17 protein-coding genes are annotated in these 19,329 nt (G+C 45.4%); 10 read left to right on the top strand and 7 right to left on the bottom strand.

All coding sequences use genetic code 11. The features are described from left to right. Nucleotides 1-330: 330 nt before the first annotated feature. Together djlA and IE104_RS05730 are read right to left on the bottom strand one after the other, a co-directional pair. Nucleotides 331-1,206 carry a co-chaperone DjlA gene (gene djlA / locus IE104_RS05725; RefSeq protein WP_189416620.1) on the bottom strand — a complete coding sequence of 292 codons (876 nt, stop codon included), beginning with the start codon at nt 1,204-1,206 and terminating at the stop codon, nt 331-333. A gap of 121 nt (nt 1,207-1,327) precedes the next feature. Further along, a complete protein-coding gene (locus IE104_RS05730; RefSeq protein ID WP_189416622.1) occupies nt 1,328-2,818 on the bottom strand; it encodes a DUF418 domain-containing protein in 1,491 nt (496 codons plus the stop codon). 43 nt (nt 2,819-2,861) lie between these two features. On the opposite strand from IE104_RS05730, the gene IE104_RS05735 reads away from it, so the two are divergent. Then, on the top strand, nt 2,862-3,203 hold the full coding sequence (locus IE104_RS05735; RefSeq protein WP_189416623.1) for a DUF6172 family protein: 342 nt from the start codon (nt 2,862-2,864) through the stop codon (nt 3,201-3,203). A gap of 65 nt (nt 3,204-3,268) precedes the next feature. Here the strand turns inward: IE104_RS05735 and IE104_RS05740 are convergent, their stop codons facing one another. Next, nucleotides 3,269-4,582 carry a DEAD/DEAH box helicase gene (locus IE104_RS05740; RefSeq protein WP_189416625.1) on the bottom strand — a complete coding sequence of 438 codons (1,314 nt, stop codon included), beginning with the start codon at nt 4,580-4,582 and terminating at the stop codon, nt 3,269-3,271. A 276-nt stretch (nt 4,583-4,858) separates the two neighbouring features. On the opposite strand from IE104_RS05740, the gene IE104_RS05745 reads away from it, so the two are divergent. From IE104_RS05745 to IE104_RS05780, 8 genes are all read left to right on the top strand, one after another. Further along, nucleotides 4,859-6,223, top strand: a complete 1,365-nt coding sequence (locus IE104_RS05745; protein WP_189416626.1) for a glycoside hydrolase family 5 protein — start codon at nt 4,859-4,861, stop codon at nt 6,221-6,223. Nucleotides 6,224-6,315: 92 nt separating this feature from the next. Continuing rightward, complete coding sequence (locus tag IE104_RS05750) at nt 6,316-6,792, top strand: hypothetical protein (protein WP_189416628.1); 477 nt, start codon at nt 6,316-6,318, stop codon at nt 6,790-6,792. Between the two features lie 149 nt (nt 6,793-6,941). After that, nucleotides 6,942-7,283: a DUF1820 family protein gene (locus IE104_RS05755; RefSeq protein WP_189416630.1), complete on the top strand. Its 342-nt coding sequence runs from the start codon at nt 6,942-6,944 to the stop codon at nt 7,281-7,283. Nucleotides 7,284-7,421: 138 nt separating this feature from the next. Continuing rightward, a complete protein-coding gene (locus IE104_RS05760; RefSeq protein ID WP_189416631.1) occupies nt 7,422-8,927 on the top strand; it encodes an FGGY family carbohydrate kinase in 1,506 nt (501 codons plus the stop codon). A gap of 183 nt (nt 8,928-9,110) precedes the next feature. After that, nucleotides 9,111-10,286 (top strand): glycerol-3-phosphate dehydrogenase/oxidase, encoded by a 1,176-nt coding sequence (locus tag IE104_RS05765; protein ID WP_189416633.1) that lies wholly within the window; start codon nt 9,111-9,113, stop codon nt 10,284-10,286. Between the two features lie 121 nt (nt 10,287-10,407). Further along, nucleotides 10,408-11,421 carry an aspartate carbamoyltransferase gene (locus tag IE104_RS05770; RefSeq protein ID WP_189416634.1) on the top strand — a complete coding sequence of 338 codons (1,014 nt, stop codon included), beginning with the start codon at nt 10,408-10,410 and terminating at the stop codon, nt 11,419-11,421. 44 nt (nt 11,422-11,465) lie between these two features. Continuing rightward, nucleotides 11,466-11,714, top strand: coding sequence for a DUF2442 domain-containing protein (locus tag IE104_RS05775; protein ID WP_189416636.1), 249 nt, complete (start codon nt 11,466-11,468; stop codon nt 11,712-11,714). A 210-nt stretch (nt 11,715-11,924) separates the two neighbouring features. After that, complete coding sequence (locus tag IE104_RS05780) at nt 11,925-13,187, top strand: glycosyltransferase (RefSeq protein WP_189416638.1); 1,263 nt, start codon at nt 11,925-11,927, stop codon at nt 13,185-13,187. 49 nt (nt 13,188-13,236) lie between these two features. On the opposite strand, the gene IE104_RS05785 is transcribed toward IE104_RS05780, so the two are convergent. The 3 genes from IE104_RS05785 to IE104_RS05795 are packed head-to-tail and all read right to left on the bottom strand — an operon-like array spanning nt 13,237 to nt 16,975. Further along, nucleotides 13,237-13,632 carry a hypothetical protein gene (locus tag IE104_RS05785; RefSeq protein ID WP_189416639.1) on the bottom strand — a complete coding sequence of 132 codons (396 nt, stop codon included), beginning with the start codon at nt 13,630-13,632 and terminating at the stop codon, nt 13,237-13,239. Between the two features lie 43 nt (nt 13,633-13,675). After that, entirely contained in the window at nt 13,676-15,952 is a 2,277-nt protein-coding gene (locus tag IE104_RS05790) for a serine/threonine-protein kinase (protein WP_189416641.1), read from the bottom strand. Nucleotides 15,953-15,985: 33 nt separating this feature from the next. Further along, nucleotides 15,986-16,975, bottom strand: a complete 990-nt coding sequence (locus IE104_RS05795; protein ID WP_189416642.1) for an FHA domain-containing protein — start codon at nt 16,973-16,975, stop codon at nt 15,986-15,988. 237 nt (nt 16,976-17,212) lie between these two features. On the opposite strand from IE104_RS05795, the gene IE104_RS05800 reads away from it, so the two are divergent. Then, nucleotides 17,213-18,430 (top strand): AAA-type ATPase lid domain-containing protein, encoded by a 1,218-nt coding sequence (locus IE104_RS05800; RefSeq protein ID WP_189416644.1) that lies wholly within the window; start codon nt 17,213-17,215, stop codon nt 18,428-18,430. A 52-nt stretch (nt 18,431-18,482) separates the two neighbouring features. Here the strand turns inward: IE104_RS05800 and IE104_RS05805 are convergent, their stop codons facing one another. Next, nucleotides 18,483-19,298, bottom strand: a complete 816-nt coding sequence (locus IE104_RS05805; protein ID WP_189416646.1) for a mechanosensitive ion channel family protein — start codon at nt 19,296-19,298, stop codon at nt 18,483-18,485. Nucleotides 19,299-19,329 lie beyond the last annotated feature (31 nt).

Below are 19,329 nucleotides of genomic sequence, written 5' to 3' on the forward strand. Positions count from 1 at the left end.
ATAGCGCCTAAGGGCGCTATTTTTTTTCTTGAAGCAACAGATGTACTCATCTTTTCGGACTTTTTTCACGAGCATTTCCATGTCCGCTTTTTACGTTGCTTGATTTCCCGGATTCGCTTTTACCGCCGGATTTTTTGCTTTTGTCTTCTGGATGTTGGCTCATAATAAAATCCTCTAATGATTAATTAGTTTGAGCATTGTCCGGCTTATATTAAGCCGTATGATGATTTTGGGTTTGTACGCTTTTCTATTCCGTGCGATAGCTAACCTCTACATTGGTTTTGAAAAGCGCCCGTGATAATTAACAATCCTCATCTATGTGCGCGTCACTTACTTTCTAGCCTCCTTTATATAATTATAAGCTGCCTGGATTTTTTGAAAGCACTCGGTTGCTGATTGGATCATGTAAGGTGGCAACCCTAAACCGATTAGCTTGTCGGGGTGATATTGGTTCACCAGGTTGCGATAGGATTTCTTTACTTCTGCATCGCTCGCAGTCGGCGGTAAATCAAATACAGCATAAGCTGCGGGTAGTTGATCGCTTCTGGTTTCAAAATCCTTGGTTTGTTCTTCGCAAGTTTTTTTGGATTTTTTTGCAGATTGATTTTCGGTGAAGGGTGTGGATTTTGATTCCGGCGTTCTATTTTTGATTGGTTTGTTTTGCGGCTTTTGATCTTGGATGGCGTCGCCAAATTTATTTTGCGCAGATACCATTTTTAACAAGTGTTGAAAGGTAATATTGGTGTAGCCAAGCCCTAAGGCAACTTTTTGCACGGCTTCAATTTCTTGGTTAACTAATAATCCATCCACCCTTGCCAAATTGATTAAATACACCAAAAGTATTTGTACCAAATTTGGGCTTTTCTCTGCCAGCCATTGAAATTGCTTGATGGTTTTATCAATTGTGAATTCCGGCTCTGCGCCCATTTTAAATAGACGAATAGCTTCGCGTTTGTGCGCAGCATCCAGTTCCATTTTTTCCATATAGGTTTCGGTGCGTTTAACTTCGCGTTGGTTGATGGCGCCATCACGTTTTGCTACATAACCGAGGAGGGTGAAAACAGTACGAAAGAATAATTCTTGAATATCTGTATGTTGGTTAGTAGACGTACTGGAGAACACGCCTATAAGTGCGCCTGAAAATGAGCTGGAAAGTTTGTAGAGGACGAATACACCTAAAAGAAAAAGCGCGAGATATGTAATCATTTTTTGTTGCCCTGTTAGCGGTAGCAACAATTAGGATTTGCTTATTTAGGTGAAGATTCAGTTCGTTAGCACACCTTATCTCAGTCAAGATAAAGCTGCATCCCTGCAGCTTTTTCCCGGACTAGGCTTGTTGAGGTAATTCCTGGTTTTGCTTTTTTTGTAGTGGCTGCCATTTTAAGTAGGTGGCGGAGCGCCATAACCATTCAACAGGGCCATAATTAAAATGTTGTAACCATAATTTACAAAACGCAATTTGCACGCCGAAGACAATGAAACAAAGAAGGGCGTTCATCGAAGGCGATGTGATAAAGAACAAACCTAATCCAAAATGGAAGAATAGGATTACGCCGAAGAGCGATTGGGTTAGATAAGAAGTAAGTGCCATTTTGCCGATGTGCGACAGTGGTGCCAAACGGGCGTGCCATTTCGGTTTTAACATAAGCAGCGAAATACAAGCGATATAAAAAATTGTAACGCTGGCATTAAAAACATCGACCAGCGATCCGCCTATCCAGCGTACCCAGGGCGCGTTTTTAACATCAACTGCCAAGACGTTAACGGCGATGCCAAAAGCAATACTTGCAAGGGCAACTGCAATAATCGTAAGTCCTGATTTTTTCCATACTTTTTTAAAGAAGGGTTGAGATGCTTCAATGTCCTCAAACCATTTTAATCTTCCTGCAAGCATGCCCAGCAGGAAAAAACCAAAGGTAATTAAGAAGCGGCCTGAGCTTAGCTGGTAATCAATTTTTTCTTGTATTGCGTAAATGTTATGAGCGACTACATCTGCAAAAGTGCCTTGGGTTATGGCTGCATAATACTTTGCGCCATTTTCAACGAAGTTATCAGCAATAAATTCGGGCTTGCCTTGCACAATGATCGAAATTGCTTCAATAACTTTTGTTGGTAGGTTCAAAATTAAAATCGCAGCCAGTATCGCGGTGGTTTTATTGCTTAGGTTGCGAGCAAATAATAAAAGGAATCCTAAAGGAACGTAGATGGTTAAAATATCTGCACGCCAGAAAAGGTGGTGGATAACTCCAATCACTCCAAGAATAAAAAGTCGCCACGCGAAACGTACAACTGCATTTTCATGTTTGGCCGTTAAGCCTTTTATTTGTATGTAAAAGCTCAAACCAAATAAAAACGAAAAGAGTGAAAAAAACTTGGCGTTAAAAAACAAAAAATTAAACGCAGTTGCGATGCCGTTGGGAATATCCATATAGGCGGTGTAAACGTACTCGGGCAATGGGCCACCGGAATACCAAAAAATCATGTGTGCATACAAAATGCCGAAGAGCGCAAATCCACGTAATACATCAATAGTGAGGATTCTAGGTTGCGTCTGTGCCGGAGGTATTGGCGGTACGTTTTTGAGGAAGCTAACATTGCCCATAATGTTTCCTTTTGCGTGAAGTATTGTTTTTATGCTTTTTGGGTGCAGGTGTAAAAGTCTATTTGTTAAGACGTATTTTGATTGATTTTGGATGCACGCCAAAGGTTTATTTGTCACCTTCTTATGCGTTAGTTTCCGTGAACGGCTTCCCGAATTCCCAGCGCATTGTTTACGTGCGTGATAAGATGCGCGCCCGCAGAACACCCATTCGGTCACACAGATACAGACCAATTTGTTTAGATATCAAAATAGGTAACCCATGAAAAAGACGTTTAAGCTCCATGTTGAAGGCAAAAACAGCGACCGCCTGTTGGAGGCCATTAAGCACGAAGTTCGCAAATACGTTAAACGCGAGAAACGTAAGACGCTACCGCAAGGGGCAAATTATTGGGCATTCGATTGTAAGTTTGGCGCGACCGTCGAAGTGGCGGAGCCTTTACACCTGGGTGAAATCACCAAGCAGATGGACGTGGTTTCCAAAGCGGGTGGCGATAGCTTTTATGTGGAAATTTTGGCGCGCCCGGCAGTGCGTACACCGCGTGAGCGAGCTGAATCTAGCGAAGATGAGCTGGATAGCGATGATGATATGTTTGATGAATAATCGAATATAAGTGATTGATTTAAAAGCCGCCAAGGGAAGCTTTGGCGGCTTTTTTAATGCTCGGTTTACGCTTTAGGCTTTTTAGGCGCAGCCGTTTTAGGTTTGGATGCATACACTTTTTTGGCGGGCGCATTGGCTGTTTTGCCTCCACCGCGACGTACTTTTGCAGGAGCATCCGCACGGCTTACGGGCTTCTTCGGCGCTGGTGCGGCGCGCACTTTGCGTTGATTCAGTGGTGGTGATTCAGTCACATCAAAACCTTTGACGCGCACACGTTTGATTTTGCTGCCCACCAAATCCTCAATCAGGGTGAGTTTGTATTCCTCGGCAGGCGACACAAGGGAAATAGCGGTTCCTTTAGCGCCCGCACGGCCTGTACGACCAATGCGATGAACATAGTCTTCGGTGAAGAAGGGCAAATTCAAATTCACCACAAAATCCAGGCCCTGGATATCTAATCCGCGTGCCGCAACTTCAGTAGCCACAAGCACCTGTAACTTTCCATCTTTAAAATCCTGCAACGCGCGGCGGCGCGAGCCCTGGGTTTTCTCGCTGTGAATTACGGCAGCGTCCACATTGTCTTCTTTAAGTGCGGCGATAAGTTTGTCGGCTTCTTCACGCGTGCTGCTAAATGCCATCACCTGATACCAGTTTTGGCTGCGTAGCAAGTGTACAAACAACTCATATTTGCGCGCGTCATCTACCGGATAAACAACATGATCAATGGTGTCTGCCACAGCATTGCGTTTGGATACAGCAATCAGCGTAGGCTTATTCATTGCCTGTTTAGACAGGTTGGTCACTAGCGGCGAGCTGGTTGCAGAGAAAAACAGGGTTTGGTGTTTACGGGTAATGCCGGTCAGGATTTTATGGATATCGTTGACGAAACCCATATCCAACATGCGGTCAGCTTCATCCAAAACGGCGAACTCAATTTTAGAGAGGTTGATATTTCCTAATTCAACATGCTCCAAAAGACGGCCGGGTGTTGCCACAAGGATATCTACCCCTGCGCGCAATTTAGCGGCTTGGCTGGTTGCTTTTACGCCGCCAAACGCGGTGGCGACTTTAAAAGGCAGAAATTGCGCAAGCTGTTGAATGCTCTCGGCCACTTGTTGCACCAATTCACGGGTAGGTGCCAGCACCAAGGTGCGTGGATGCAAAGGCTCAGCGCTTTTAGGTTTGTCGAGCATTTGTTGAAGTATGGGCAGCGCGTAGGCTGTGGTCTTGCCGGTTCCAGTTTGGGCTGTTGCAAGCATATCCACACCGCGGCGCGCGACAGGTATTGCCTGCTGTTGAATTGGTGTCATCTGCTTATAGCCAATGACTTTAATGGCATGAAGTAGCTCTGGAGCAAGGCCAAGGGAGGCAAAATTCATAATTGTTTAACTGGTAAAAAATAGGACGGGCAGTATAACAGCTTGCAGCCGGACATTTAGCTTTAAACGGGGTGCCCGAATCCGCGTTTGTATACTTGTCTGCCGTGTAAAACAGTGTAAAAGAGCGAAGCCAACTGCCTAGTAGGGCGTATATATCATATAAAATTCTCGCGCCTGACTAATAATGAATAACCTGGGCTTTTACATTTGCAACTCTGCTAGATACATATCTCCAGAATCATCAAAAAATCCATAAAACAAATGAGTAAACGTGCTATGCAACCATTAAAATTTTTACCTGTTTTGTGTGTAACCTCAATCTTCCTCATGGGCTGTGGCGGCGGGGGAGGCGGAGGTGGAGACACTACGCCGCCAGTAACCGTTCAGAGTTCGGCTGTGGCCACTTCTTCCTCAAGCTCGTCTTCATCCTCGTCAAGCTCGTCCTCAAGCTCAAGCTCAAGCTCAAGTAGCTCCAGTGTTTCATCATCCAGTTCAAGCACTGCTACAGGGTTTACATTTTGTGCAAAGTTAACCTCGGATCCGGATGGAGACGGCATTGGTTTGGAAAATGACAAGTCTTGCCAAATGCGCACCGGCTTCGACATTACCAGCGAAATGGGCATGGGTTGGAACCTGGGTAATACTATGGATGCTTCTGGCAACAAGGCTAGCCCCATAGATGACGAAACCTACTGGGGTAACCCAAAAACAACCAAAGCCAATATGACTGCGTTGAAAGCGGCCGGCTTTAACACGTTGCGTTTGCCAGTGAGCTGGGATGACCATACAGGCGCATCTCCAGATTTCACTATTGATGCAGCCTGGATGACCCGCGTAGAAGAAATCGCTAACTACGCCTTGGACAACGGCATGTATGTGATAGTCAACATCCACCACAACACCGGCTGGGAAAACCCGACGCTCGCCAACGAAGCTAACGCAAAAGCCAGATTGCAAAAACTTTGGACGCAAATTGCAACGCGCTTTGAAAAATACGATCACCATGTAATTTTCGAAACAGTGAACGAACCGCGCGATCAAAAAGTAGAATCAGATTCAGGCGATGATGATTGGTGGGGTAACGATTCCACTTATTTTGCAGTGCTTAATCGCTTAAACGCAGCAGCATTGGATTCCATTCGTAATACGGGCGGCAATAACGCAAAACGCCTGGTGATGATGCCCGGCTATACCGCAGGCGTTGCAGAACACCAACTCAACGCTGTTGTTATTCCCAACGACAAAATGGTCGCTTTATCTGTTCACTCTTATACGTCTTACAATTTCGCCCTTAATCTTGGCGTGGGTAGCGTAACTACCTTTGGCGCCGCCGACCAAACAGAAATAGATGCAATTTTTAACCGCATTGATAGCAAGTTTCTGAAGAAAGGCATTCCAGTCATCATGGGCGAGTGGGGTTCAACTGATAAGGGCAATTTGGCCGAGCGTATCAAGCAAGCCAAGTATTACGCGCAAAAAAGTAGCACCTACAAAATCCCGCTTGTTGTCTGGGATAACGGCAATATGGCCGTCTTTGACCCTAACAAAAACCAGGGGGAAATTATGGGGATTTTCAATCGCAACACTAATACCTGGGCCTTCCCAACCTTGTTGGATGCCATTATGGGCGGCGGCAAATAAACATTATTAATTTTGCGTGAAAAAGCCCGGCAATTTGCCGGGCTTTTTTGTTAGTGTGCAAGGCTCTCAATAATATTGCGTAAGGTTAAATCGTGAATTCCTTAAATCTCTCAAGCAACGCCATCTACTGGCTCGACTTTGTGGCAGATACCTACACGCCTTTGCTTCTGCTCGTCGCAGTCTTAGAGATATACCGAAGCTGGAAGAAAAACAATCGGGCGCACTTGCTGTATTTCATTTACGCAGTCACGATTGTTTACGCCCTAATGTTTGCAGATGCACGTTGGAGTCTCTGGGCATCTTGGGGGCTAGACTATTCTACGCATTCAGCGGCGGCATTTTGTTTGGTTGTGATTATGTGTTTGTACAAAGGCGCCAGAACTTGGGTGATCGCTCTATCGACGCTGATAGCTTATGGGCTGCTTATGCACATCTTGAACTACCACAGCTGGATGGACATGTTCACCAGCGTTTTTGCCTGCACTGTGGGTTTGCTGCCTTTAAGCAGGGCTCGTGGTCGCCGTTTAAATGGTATTGGACTGGGGCGCGAAAAAACCTGTGCAAGCTAGGGCAACCAAGGTATCCAGGCAACTACGCCAAGGAACCAAAAAGCCTAAAATCTACTCAATAGGATTTTAAAGGGTGCGCGAGAAACCGGTGGTTTTATGGTATTCTGCGCGCCTTTTCCGTTAAACCCGAGTATTCACTAGAGAGTCTTATGGCAGTAAAACCCGTTTACCGTGTAATTTTCCTCAATCAAAACCAGGTTTACGAAGTCTTCGCCTGTGCTATTTACCAAAGCGAAATGTACGGTTTTATTGAAGTGGAAGAATTCGTGTTTGGTGAGCGCAGCCAGGTATTGATTGACCCGGCAGAAGAGAAATTGAAAAACGAATTCGCCGGCGTAAAGCGCTCCTATATTCCTATGCACGCCATAGTGCGCATCGATGAAGTTGAAAAAGAAGGCCCCGCAAAAATTAGCGAAGTAAAAGGCGGTGGCGATAAAATTGCGCAATTCCCTTACGGCGGTTTTATTCCAAACCCCAATTTGGGCGAATAAAACGATTGGTTTCAAAAAGCGGCTTAGGCCGCTTTTTTTATGTTCGTAAAACGCCTTACTTACGCAGTTCGTCTTGCGGTGAGCTAGTGTCGATGCTTCAATTAACTCATATCCTTTCACGGCTTGCGATTCCACTTTATGACGACCCAATCACTCATTCTCGCTATAGACCAGGGCGGCCAAAGTTCGCGCGTTGCCGTTTATTCCGCTAGCGGAACGCAAGTGCATTGTTTTTCTGCGCCTTGTGCAACCTATCGCAAATCTGTCGATGGTGTGGAATATATAGAGCAAGATCCGCAGGATATTTTAAGCGGCATAAAAGAATGCCTTGATAAAATTCGTAAGCTTATGGGGGAAGATGTAAAAAATATTCTCGCTGCGGGTTTTGCAGGGCAGGGGTCATCGCTCTTATGTTGGAATAACAAAACCGGTGAAGCTTTGTCACCCGTTTTAAGTTGGCAAGATATTCGCGGTAAAGATTATCTGGATGAAACTCTACTAACAAATTCACAAACGCAAGCCATCACAGGTTTGCGAATGTCACCGCATTATGGCGCGAGCAAAATTCGCTGGTGTCTCGATCACAATCCACACGTCCAGCAAACCTATAAAAATAATTCGCTCAGCATTGGCCCCATTGTTAGTTATATCTTTTGGCATTTATGCAGCACAAATCTTGTAGACCCTGGTCACGCGCAGCGTACTTTGTTGTGGAATTTGCAAACGAAAACCTGGGATCAACATTTGTTGGATTTATTCCAAATCCCCAGAAGTGTTTTACCAACACCCAAATTGCACAACAGCCATTTTGGCTACATAGATGTAAATAATATTTCGATTCCATTTAAAGCTAGCGCACGCGATCAGGGTGCATCTTTATTTGCGCGTGGTTTGCCTGATAAAAATGCGTGCTACGTCAATATAGGGACTGGCGCGTTTATTCAGCGTGTAAGCGAAAAGTTAATCGCACCCGAAGGACTTTTGGTAAGCCCTCTGTGGATTCCGGAAAATACCTCACCAAAAAATAGTGTAGAAGTTTCATCACCCGTCTGTTACGCCGCAGATTTTGCAAGCGACTTTCAAAAAGCATTGTACGCATGGGAGGCAACGGTAAACGGTGCTGCATCTGCAATTGACTACATCGAAAAAGAAACTAACCTGAATATTACGCCACAGCAAATCAATAAATCACTCGCACTTGCTCCCACACGGGAATGTTATTTTTTAAATGCAGTAGGTGGATTAAGCGCACCTTATTGGCGAACCGATGTGCAATCGCGTTTTAGTGAAGATCTTTCGGCAGACGAAAAAGTTCTTGCATGGTTAGAGTCCATTATTTTTCAAATTGTAATCAATGTACGGCTCATGGATTCCTTGGGTAAAACGCAAAAAATTTATATCAGCGGCGGTATTAGCAATGCCGATGCAATTTGCCAAAAGCTAGCAGACTTATTAGAAGCTCCAGTTCACCGCAGCGAAAATACCGATGCAACATTGCAGGGCATTGCTTATCTTGCAGCGGGGCAGCCCGAGTTATGGGGGAGTGAAACGGCTGAGGATATTTTCACACCTGCACCTAATGCCGGTTTGTCAGCTCGCTTTCAGTTATGGCAAAACAAGCTTGGCGATTGGTTGAAAAATTGAGGGCATACTCCTTTTTTGCTCATCGTTGTATTCCCAAATATATTTGTAATTTATCGCAATTGGATGGCAAGTGTGGCTTGATGTGCCAAACTTATAGAAGTTTTTGACGACTATTGCCTAAAAACCTCTATTCCCCTTAAAACTCAGTTACACTTCGGCCATCTTCCGGTTGGACTCTACTTGATGAAATACGATTTAGTCGTGGTAGGAGCAGGTATTCAGGGTGCGGGAGTCGCCCAAGCAGCAGCGGCAGCAGGTTACACGGTACTGGTTTTGGAGCAATCCTCACCAGCGGCTGGTACGTCTAGCAAATCTTCAAAATTAATTCATGGTGGTTTGCGCTACCTGGAAAGTGCCCAATTCGGGTTAGTACGCGAAAGCCTGCACGAGCGCGCGCTTCTACTCAAGCTGGCGCCAGAGCTGGTAAAGCTACAGCCTTTACATATCCCCGTTTATAAAGATGCCAAGCGCAGTCCGCTAACGATTCGCGCCGGCCTAAGTCTTTATTCCATGCTCTCCGGCTTTAATCCAGATGCAACTTTCCGCAGCCTTCCCCAATCACAATGGAACGAACTGGATGGCCTAAAGCAAGATAACCTACAAGCTGTTTTCCGCTATTACGAAGCCCAAACCGACGACGCCGCGCTTACCCGCGCAGTGCTACATTCGGCAATGGAGTTGGGAGCAGAGTGTGAAATTCCCGGTTATTTTGTAAAAGCGCATGTGAACTCCCAATCTTGCCTGGTGGAATTTGAAAGTGAGTTCGGCTTCAAAACGGCTAGTTGCCGCGTGCTGATTAACTGCGCCGGGCCTTGGGCAAGCGATGTTATTTCCCGCATTGAGCCAGATATGTATTTGCCCAAAGTGGATTTAGTGCAGGGCAGCCATTTGATTCTTCCCCCTTTATTAAAAGATTACTTCTACCTGGAGGCTCCGCAAGATAAACGTGCAGTCTTCGCCTTACCCTGGCAGGGCAAGTTAATGCTAGGGACTACCGAGAAAACCCATTACGGCGCGCCAGAAGAAGCACAGTGTTCAGAAGCAGAACGCGATTACCTGTTAGAAGTGCTGCTCCATTACTTCCCGCATTTATCCATTGATATGAACCAGGTCGATAGCTTTGCAGGCTTGCGTGTTTTACCGCGCAGCGATCAAAGCGCATTCTCTCGCACGCGCGAAGTCTTGTTCGAGGTAGATAACGAAGCATGTCCTCGCGTGTTATCCGTTATGGGCGGCAAATTAACCACCTACCGCTCAACAGCCCTAATGGCCCTGGCTAAAGTAAGGCGATCTTTACCGGTTAAAGAGAAAATCGCCGATACCAGCCGAATTCCCTTGTCGCCTGTGGATTGGCATTAATTCAGCGATTGATGATAAAAATCATTGGTACCAATCGCATCTGCCGTTAAAATGCCTGCACTTCATTTCGGTAAGCTTTTCTAGCTTACCTTTTGTCCACCCTCAGCTTTAAGGACTCACTGTGAATTTTACTGGCGCCCACATTCTCTCCATCAAACAATTTGAACGTGCTGATATCAAGCGAATCTTCGACGTGGCCGACGCCATGGAACCCTACGCGCTGCGCAAAAAAGTCACGCGGGTGCTGGAAGGTGCAATTCTGGGCAACATGTTTTTTGAACCGAGTACGCGCACGCGGGTAAGCTTCGGTGCGGCCTTTAACTTGTTGGGCGGCAATGTTCGTGAAACAACAGGTTTTGAAAGTTCATCAATTACCAAAGGCGAATCCCTTTACGATACCGCACGCGTGTTATCGGGTTATAGCGATGTAATTTGCATGCGCCACCCCGCAGGCGGCTCAGTCGCCGAGTTTGCCGAAGGCAGCCGCGTGCCCGTGATTAACGGTGGCGATGGCCCTAACGAACACCCTACGCAAGCGCTGTTAGATTTGTACACCATTCGCAAAGAAATGCGTTCAAAAGGGCGCGGCTTAGATGGCTTACGTATCGCCATGATTGGCGATTTAAAACACGGCCGCACCGTTCACTCCCTGTGCAAATTGGTGAGTTTATTTAGCGATATCCAGCTCACACTCATATCGCCCAAAGAATTGGCAATGCCGGAATATATTGTTGAAGAGTTGCGCATGGCGGGCAACAAAGTCACCATCACCGACGATTTAACCCACAGCATTTCTGACATTGATATTGCCTACTCAACGCGTATTCAAGAAGAGCGTTTTGGCAATAAAGAAGAAGCGGATATGTACCGCGGCCGCTACCGTTTGAATCAACGTATTTACACGGAGCACTGCCAACCTAACACTGTCATCATGCATCCACTTCCACGTGATTCCCGTGAAGAAGCCAACGAGCTGGACAACGACCTCAACGCAAATCCCAACCTCGCCATTTTCCGCCAGGCAGATAACGGCGTACTCGTGCGCATGGCATTGTTTGCTCTGGTGTTAAACGTGGCTGATCAAGTGGATAAATATTCGCGCGAAGTGAACTGGCATAGTTCGTTGCGGGGATGATCAATAATTCAGAACGAAGCCGCGCGTTTTTGTGGAGAAGTGGAATGAATATTTCGCCTAAAAGCCTGACATTTGATGATAACAATATGTGGTTACTTTTAAGTGATGGTCGTACATTAGGTGTTCCGTTGGTTTGGTTTCCACGCTTAATGAATGCGCCCAAAGCCGAGTTGGAAAAGTTTGAGCTAAGCGCTCGCGGAATTCACTGGGATGCATTAGATGAGGACATTTCGATTGATGGACTATTGCTTGGTCAAGGTGATATCACGCACAAGCCTCATAAAGCTGCTTAAATTTTTCAAATTTGATTAAGAAGGGAATCATCCTCCTCACGAATCTATTCTCCAGCGGCTTATTTAACTCTTTACGAACTGGGTCCCCACTGCGCGAGGATGACGACTCCCTATTAAATCCTGTGTTGTACAACAATCAAAAATATTACATTAAGAGCCTTCCAAGCGCGCGTCACATTTTTCGCGTAGTCAACCTTTACGGAATCCCCAATGAAAAAAATAATAATCTATGTTCTCGGCACCGGTGGTGATATTGACCCTATGGTTGGGGTCGGTATCGAATTGCAGCGGCGCGGTTTTTCGGTGGCCTTTTTATCGAACGATTATTTTAAGCCAAGAATTGTTGCGGCAGGTTTGGAGTTTGTTTCCGTTGGCACTGTTGAGCAATACCACAAGGGAAACACTCCGGAGGCCTGGGAGCGTACAAATCGCGCGGACAATTTTGAGCACTACCATGCACCTGCATTTGAGCCAGCTTTTAATTATGTAAAAAGCCTGGCTAACGAAAAAGTATTAGTTTTGGCGTTAGGCGAAGAGAGTGGTGCAAGGGTAGCTGCACGAAAATTCAACCTTCCGTTTATTGATATTATTCTATCCCCAAATATTGTTTTTTCAGCATTTAAACCTCCTGCACCTACGAGTTGGGTAATTCCTTCTTACATTCCCGGTTTTATTATGCGTTTTTTATTGCGGCGAAATCGCAAAGCAAAATTTAAACGATTTTGTAATGCGCCTCACACGGCTGCATATCGCGCTGTACGTGAGCGTTTAGGATGCCCGTTACCATTTCGAAGCAAAGCTACTGCGCTATTGCACATTGGTTTTTTTCCAGAATGGTTTGGAATGCCTGCGAAAGACTGGCCAAGGAATTTAAAGATGGTGGGCTTTCCTTTATTAAACCATGCGAGTAGCAGTAGCCGAAGTGAGTTTGATGCCTTAATTGAAAAGCAGGGTGCCCCCATTATTTTTACATCTGGCACAGGCGTAAAAGATGTGGAGGATTTGTTTAAAGAAGGGCGAAAGATTTGCGAGCAATTGCAAGTGCCGGGGTTGTTCGTGGGTGGAAACATCGGTGTTGAATTTTTGCAGGGCTCTAGTCTGTGCGCTCATATGGGCTATATAGATTTTGAATACGCGCTACCAAAAACCTTGGCGATTGTTCACCACGGTGGAATAGGTACAACTGCGCAAGCAATTAAAGCTGGAATTCCGCAATTGATTCGCCCACTTAAATATGATCAGCCAGATAATGCTGATCGCATTTATAAATTAGGTTTGGGCACCTATGTGGTGCCAGAGAAATTTAAGGCGGAGCAGGTAGCTCCTATGATTGGCAATATGATACGGAAAGGTAAAACGTCTAAGGCCTTAGCCCATTATGCAGAAAGAGTTCGCAAGAGTGCTGCGATTGTTGATGCGTGTGATTTAATTGAGCGGGAATTTATGAGTTTAGAACAAAGTAAATATAAATAATTTACTCTGTTCTAAAAATTTACGTGCGAGCCGAAAAACGCCGTAGAGATTATTGATTGCTAACAGTAACCTCAGGGTCTAAGTAAAAAGCTGCATTGGTATCGTTGGTTTTATACATCCCCAATAAATGGAATACCCAAGAACCTACCCAAGCGTCGGTTACTGTAATAGGTTTATCGAAGTCATCGCTAAAATCCAGATCCGTTTCTTTTTGTGAAGTAGTGACGTTGTATTGGGTGAGCAAACAGCTATCCATTGTCACATTAGGGTTGGCTTGTTGGTAGGTAAACGTAAGCGTATCACCTATGTCAATTTGCGCTGGCATTTTGTTTTGAGCTAGCGGCGGTTCAATAGCTGGGTCACCGGTAACTTGAAAACCTACTTGGGTGACTTTGCTTTGATCAATAGCGGTAGGGAACAGAAGAGTAAATAGATACTTGGTCATGCTGAATCCTTTAGTAAGTGACTGTAAGACTTCATTATGTAAATTAGAATTTACCGCTTATGCGGCGTAACTCCATTAAGTCAGGCTCTGCTTGAATGAACTTGATCGGGTAACCAAGTTCAACAGCGGCAGAAAGTGCTGCAATTGCCGCATCACGCTCACCTAAGAGCTCGTAGGCTAAGCCTGCACGAAATTGAACACTAGCATTCTTTGGCGCGATTGCAATTACATGAGCTAACAGAGGTTTCGCTTGTGTACTTTCTCCCACTCTTGCCAGATAAAGTGCCTTGCGTGAAATTAACGTGACATCGTCTTTTTTGCGCTCTAATCGCGGAGTTAGTAAATCAATGGCTTTTAAATACGCTTTTTGCGCTTCTGTTTTTCTCCCTGGAATCCATAACAAAGTGTCCGCTAAATTCGCCCAAGCAAGGTGGCTTTTGGGGTTGCCTTTGTCGGGTGACACGGCGGCCTCAAATGCAGTTGCAGCGCCAACATAATCCCCTTTGTTGAACAACATATTGCCAAGGTTGCCAAGTAGCTGTTCACTGGAGCGTATTTGCAAACCTTGTTGCAAAATTTGCAGGGCTTCATCAGTTCGGTTTTGGCGAATAAAAATATAACTCAAGCCTGTATAGGCGAGCACTCCGTCAGGTTGAAGTTGAATGCTTAGTCGAAAAGCTTCTTCTGCTTTCAAATCATTTTTTTGATCGACGTAAGTCAAACCTAAAGCATCAACAAACAAACTTTCTTTAGGGAATCTCTCTAATGCAAGCTTAGCAAGTTGAATGGCTTCGTCAAAACGCTGTGAGGCTCTTAATGCATATATCTTACCGAGCCATGCAAAAATACTGGTTGGCTCAAGTGCAAGGGCTTTTTCAAACGCGACCAAGGCTTTATCCTGTTCTGCCTTAAGGTTAAAAACACGTCCTAAAGCAACATGAGCCAGTGCTAATTGTGGATTCAACTTCAGTGCTTGTTGTGCGCTGGCATCTGCCTTTTGCATCCAAATAGGATCTTCAAATTCACCACGGTATCTATAGCTATACACCAGTGATAAGCCAGCAACTGCCGCCGCATTGTTCGGCATATGGGAGACAATGGTATTAAAACTTTTTTCTGCCGCATCCAAATTCTCAGGGCGATCAAAAAGTTTGAGCGCCTCCAGGCCTTTTTTAAACTCCCGTGCTTGTGAATAGGGTTCGCCGGAAGTTTGCGTCTCTGCTATTTCTTCTTGTTCAATCTTAGGCTGCATCTTCCATATCAAAGCGCCCACTGTGCCCGCCAAAATCAAACCGAACACAGCGAAGGTTGCAATATTGTTGCGTAGATAATTTTTAGCGCGTACCGAAAATGGTGCGGACTTTTTCAGCAGGTGCGTTTCAAAAGTAGGGTGCTCTTGCGTTACACCTTTAGATATATTTATACGAATGCCAGAATTGGTATTGTGCAAAGCTTGGGTGTGGTCTTCATCTACTTTGGTGTTAGCCAAAAACCATTGGTACAGTTTTTCGCACTGTGCTGCTACCCAGCGAGAATTGGCAGGTCGGTTGTCAGGATTTTTGCTTAAGAGTTGCCCTAAAAGCTCAACGGCTTCTACCGGTAAATCAGGATTATTTTTTGTAGGCGAAATTGGCGGGTGCGAAATAATCCGCTGCATAATTTGCAGTTTGTTTTCGGCTTCGCCAAAGGGATGTGCGCCGCACAAAAGTTGATAAGCCAAAATACCAAACGAAAATAAATCGCTGCGGAAATCAATCGCTTCACCCATGGCTTGCTCGGGCGACATGGATGCATAACTACCGGTTACATGATCGGTAAGTGTTGCATTGTAGTCTTGCGATTTGGCGATACCCAAGTCGGTAATTTTGGCGAGCTTGTGGTGGCTGATTAAGATGTTTTCGGATTTTAAATCGCGGTGAATAATCCCCGCGTCGTGGGCAACGGCTAAGCCTTGTGCAATTTGGGTAAGCCATTGCATGCGCTGGGTAATGGGAACTATATGCTCGCGCAAATGCTGTTGCAGGTTTTGCCCGTCAACGTATTCCATGACCAACGCGAGTTTTTCGTCTGTCTCAATGTAGTCGTAGATTTGAACAATGTGCGGGTGGTTAAGCTTGGCGAGCAGCAGTGCCTCGCGCTTAAAGCGCTCGCGATAATGGGCTTCGTATAAATCGCTGCGTAGGCATTTGATGGCAACCTGACGATCTAACCGGGGGTCGTGCGCAAGGTAGACCAACCCCATTCCGCCACGCCCGAGGGTACGGATAATCGTGTAATGACCGATTTGGATTAGGTCTTTGTTTGCCGACAATTGGGTCATTCAATAATCAAATTATAAGATGGATGAACGTTGCTATTCGGTGGTTGCCAATGGTGACTCGACGGTTAATGCTTCACCTTTGTAGATTTTGAACTTCTCGCAACCAAAACGAATTTTCCCACCGCGCCTTTCTAATAGGTGCTGTTGCCCCAGTATAGTCGGCAAACTGTCGGCTATCTGTTTACGTAAGCGAAAAATGTGAATATTCATATGAGTTGTGTCCAACCCCAGCTCACTGGCGAGTCTATCGGTGTAAATCCAGCCCCGGCTTTTGCTATCTAACCCGCGTGCGGCATCGGCAACGCGATGGCGAGCCAGTTGTGCGAGGAGGTAATGGTGGTTACGTACGGCCAAGTCCACCTTTTGCTGGCCATGTACCAATTCCAGCTGGGTGCTTTCTTCGTCCAGGCTGAGGTTGAAGATAAATTCCATATCGCTGAGCTGATGCATGGGGAATGCATGGACTTCTGTAGGGCCATAAACCTGTGCACGCATCAACTGCCAGTGTTGGCTGCCCAGCTGAACCAAACCGCCATCTTCGACGGGATGGGTGTGGTGCTCCTGGTCAGCGGTCAGGGTTTCCAATTGCCACTGCTGGCTCTGCTCATCGAAATAAACGGCAAGCTCCGGGGTAATGGCGTCGGGCAATAAATGGTAGCGCGAGAGGTAAATCGGCTGGGGCGTGACGCCAGCGGGAGTGTCCAGCGGCCAAAGCATGTCGGCTGGTGCCGAAAGATCGCTGATTTTGAATGCCGGATCGGCGAGTTCCGCAAAATGCAGTTCGTCATTCAGGTTGAGCGTTACGGATTCGTTGGCCGACAGTTTTACATCATTCACCCAAGTGCCGTTAAGCCCCAGGTTTTTTATTCGCCACTCTTTGCCGCTCCATTCAATCGCAGCGTGAAGTTTGGAGATGTAAGGTTTGTTAATTTGGGTATCAACCGAGTTCGCAAGGCGGCCAAAGGTATGATGCGGCGCGAGTGCAATGTAGGTTTGGTGAGCGGTATCGAAAATATAAGCCATAAAATTGTATACAGGGTTGTATTTGTTGCTTCGTTAATTCCCTGTTTTATCTTCCACTGATGCTCATTGAACCGGCGTGTAATAACGCGTAATGGGCAAGTTATTTAATAAACCATAGAGTGCCACAGTCAAGACAAGGTTTCACCCGTTTATAGGCGCTTATTGCACGAATGGATGCACGCACCCCCGCAAGTACCTATAAATGGGTGAAATGCTTGTCCCTCTGGAGAAGCACTTATGATCTCATTATTTCAAAATAATAAATCCAACAAACCCGTCGCCAAGGCGGTTTATGCGTTTGATGAACAATCGGGCGCGAAATGGGTTCCGCTCAATAAAAGTTTTATCACCCTCGCCAAGATTGTCTTGCAAAGCGCGGCCGAGCGTATGGGCGTAAGTCACATTGCCGTTACTTTGCGTTGCATTACCCACCAGGGATATCGCCATTTACTGTTGGCGGGTGATGAGCCGGATTCTACTAGCAGTGCGTTGGGTTTGGTTGAAGAATTTATTATCTCTAATGATTCAGCTATTGCTCCATCGACTGAGTATTTTAATCATCAAGATACTATTTCTGTTTCCATGGATTATCAGGGGCAACGTTTGGGTTATTTATTAGCCACTTTGCCTGAAGCAGATTTTATTGAACAGACGATAAAACATTCGCCACGAATTATCGAATCTGAACTTCACATGATAGCGAGTGAGTTGGGCTCGATTATTACACGCTACCAAACTCGCTACCGCGCTATTTTTATTTACGGTGACCAAAGTTATTGGATTGGCCATAGCGCAGCGCTGCGCCAAATTGATAAGCGTATCGAACAACTAAAAGATGCCAGCCAGCCGATTTTAATTCGCGGAAATAAAGGCACGGGCAAAAGTATTGCTGCACGCAGCATACATTGCTCGCGTCATCAAAGCATTTTGCCTTTTATTGAATCATCTTGTAATGAGTGGCAAGAAGGTGCCGCAGCCAGCATTTTGCAAGCGCTTTATTCTTATGCAAAAGGTGGAACCTTATATTTGCGCAATGTGGATACCTTATCGCAAAACAATTTTCGAGTATTGCAGCGTTTTTGGGAAACCATCAAAAAGGAACATGCTTCAAAGGGTGTTACAGAATCTGTAGGTATTATTTTTTCGGTAAGCAGCAAGCAATACACCAACGAATTCGAAATGGTGGCTTGGCTTAAGGAAAATACACTTGAACTTCAATTGCCGGATTTGGCAGAGCGCAAAGAGGATTTGCGTGATTTGGTGAGTTTTTTTATCAAGGAATACACGCTTTCGGTTGAATTTGATTTTACCGAGCATGCGTGGCGTTTGCTTGAATCCTATAACTGGAGGGAAAACGTAGATCAATTAAAACGGGTTATTCAAAAAGTAGCCTTAGTCGCTGAAGAACCTTTAATTAGCGTAAGTTTATTGGAGCCATTAATAAAGGATTGGTAGGAGTATATAAAAACGCCGTGTCAGGATGATGCGGCGTTTTTTTAGGGACGGTTTATTGCTCTTTTTTGATATTTACAACAGTAGGGAAGGGAATGGTGATTTTGTTTTCATCAAAGGCTAGTTTGATTTTTTCATTAATAGCGAACTTCACCGCCCAGTAGTCTTCCGCTTTAACCCAGGGGCGCACTACAAAATTAACACTGCTTTGCGCTAATTCACCCACAGCAACTTCGGGCGCGGGATCTTTTAATACGCGTTCCTCATCGCTAATGACCTTCAAGATAATGTCTTTTGCAAGACGAATGTCGTCGCCGTAACTCACACCAAAAATCATGTCGATGCGGCGAGTTTTGCGTGACGAGTAATTGATAATGTTGCTGCTGTAAATTGATCCGTTAGGAATAATCACTTCTTTGTTATCGCCGGTATAAAGCTTGGTAGAAAAAATACCAATGGAATCGATAATGCCTGACGTGCCAGCAGTTTCCACAAAATCACCGGCTTTGAACGGACGGAAAATCAGCAGCATAAAACCAGCGGCAAAGTTTTGTAACGAGCTTTGCAATGCTAGGCCAATTGCAATACCGGCTGCACCTAGCATGGCAATTAATGAGTTTGTATTTACACCTAGCTTGTCCAGTGCGGCAACTATAACCACCACTAGAAGCAGCGCGCGCACTACGGAGCTTAAAAAATCGATAAGAATTTTGTCGAGCTTGGTGTGCGAAAGTAACTTGGCGATAACACCACTAATTACTTTTGCGACAAGTTGGCCGATTACGAAAATGGTTAGGGCTACGCCAATTCGCATCATCCAGGGCACAACATGAACGTGAAAAAAATCTACCATTTGAGTTTCATTAAACATAAAGTTTTCTCTATCAATATAATCTAGCTGG

This window comes from Cellvibrio zantedeschiae (assembly GCF_014652535.1).
GTDB classification, from domain to species: domain Bacteria; phylum Pseudomonadota; class Gammaproteobacteria; order Pseudomonadales; family Cellvibrionaceae; genus Cellvibrio; species Cellvibrio zantedeschiae.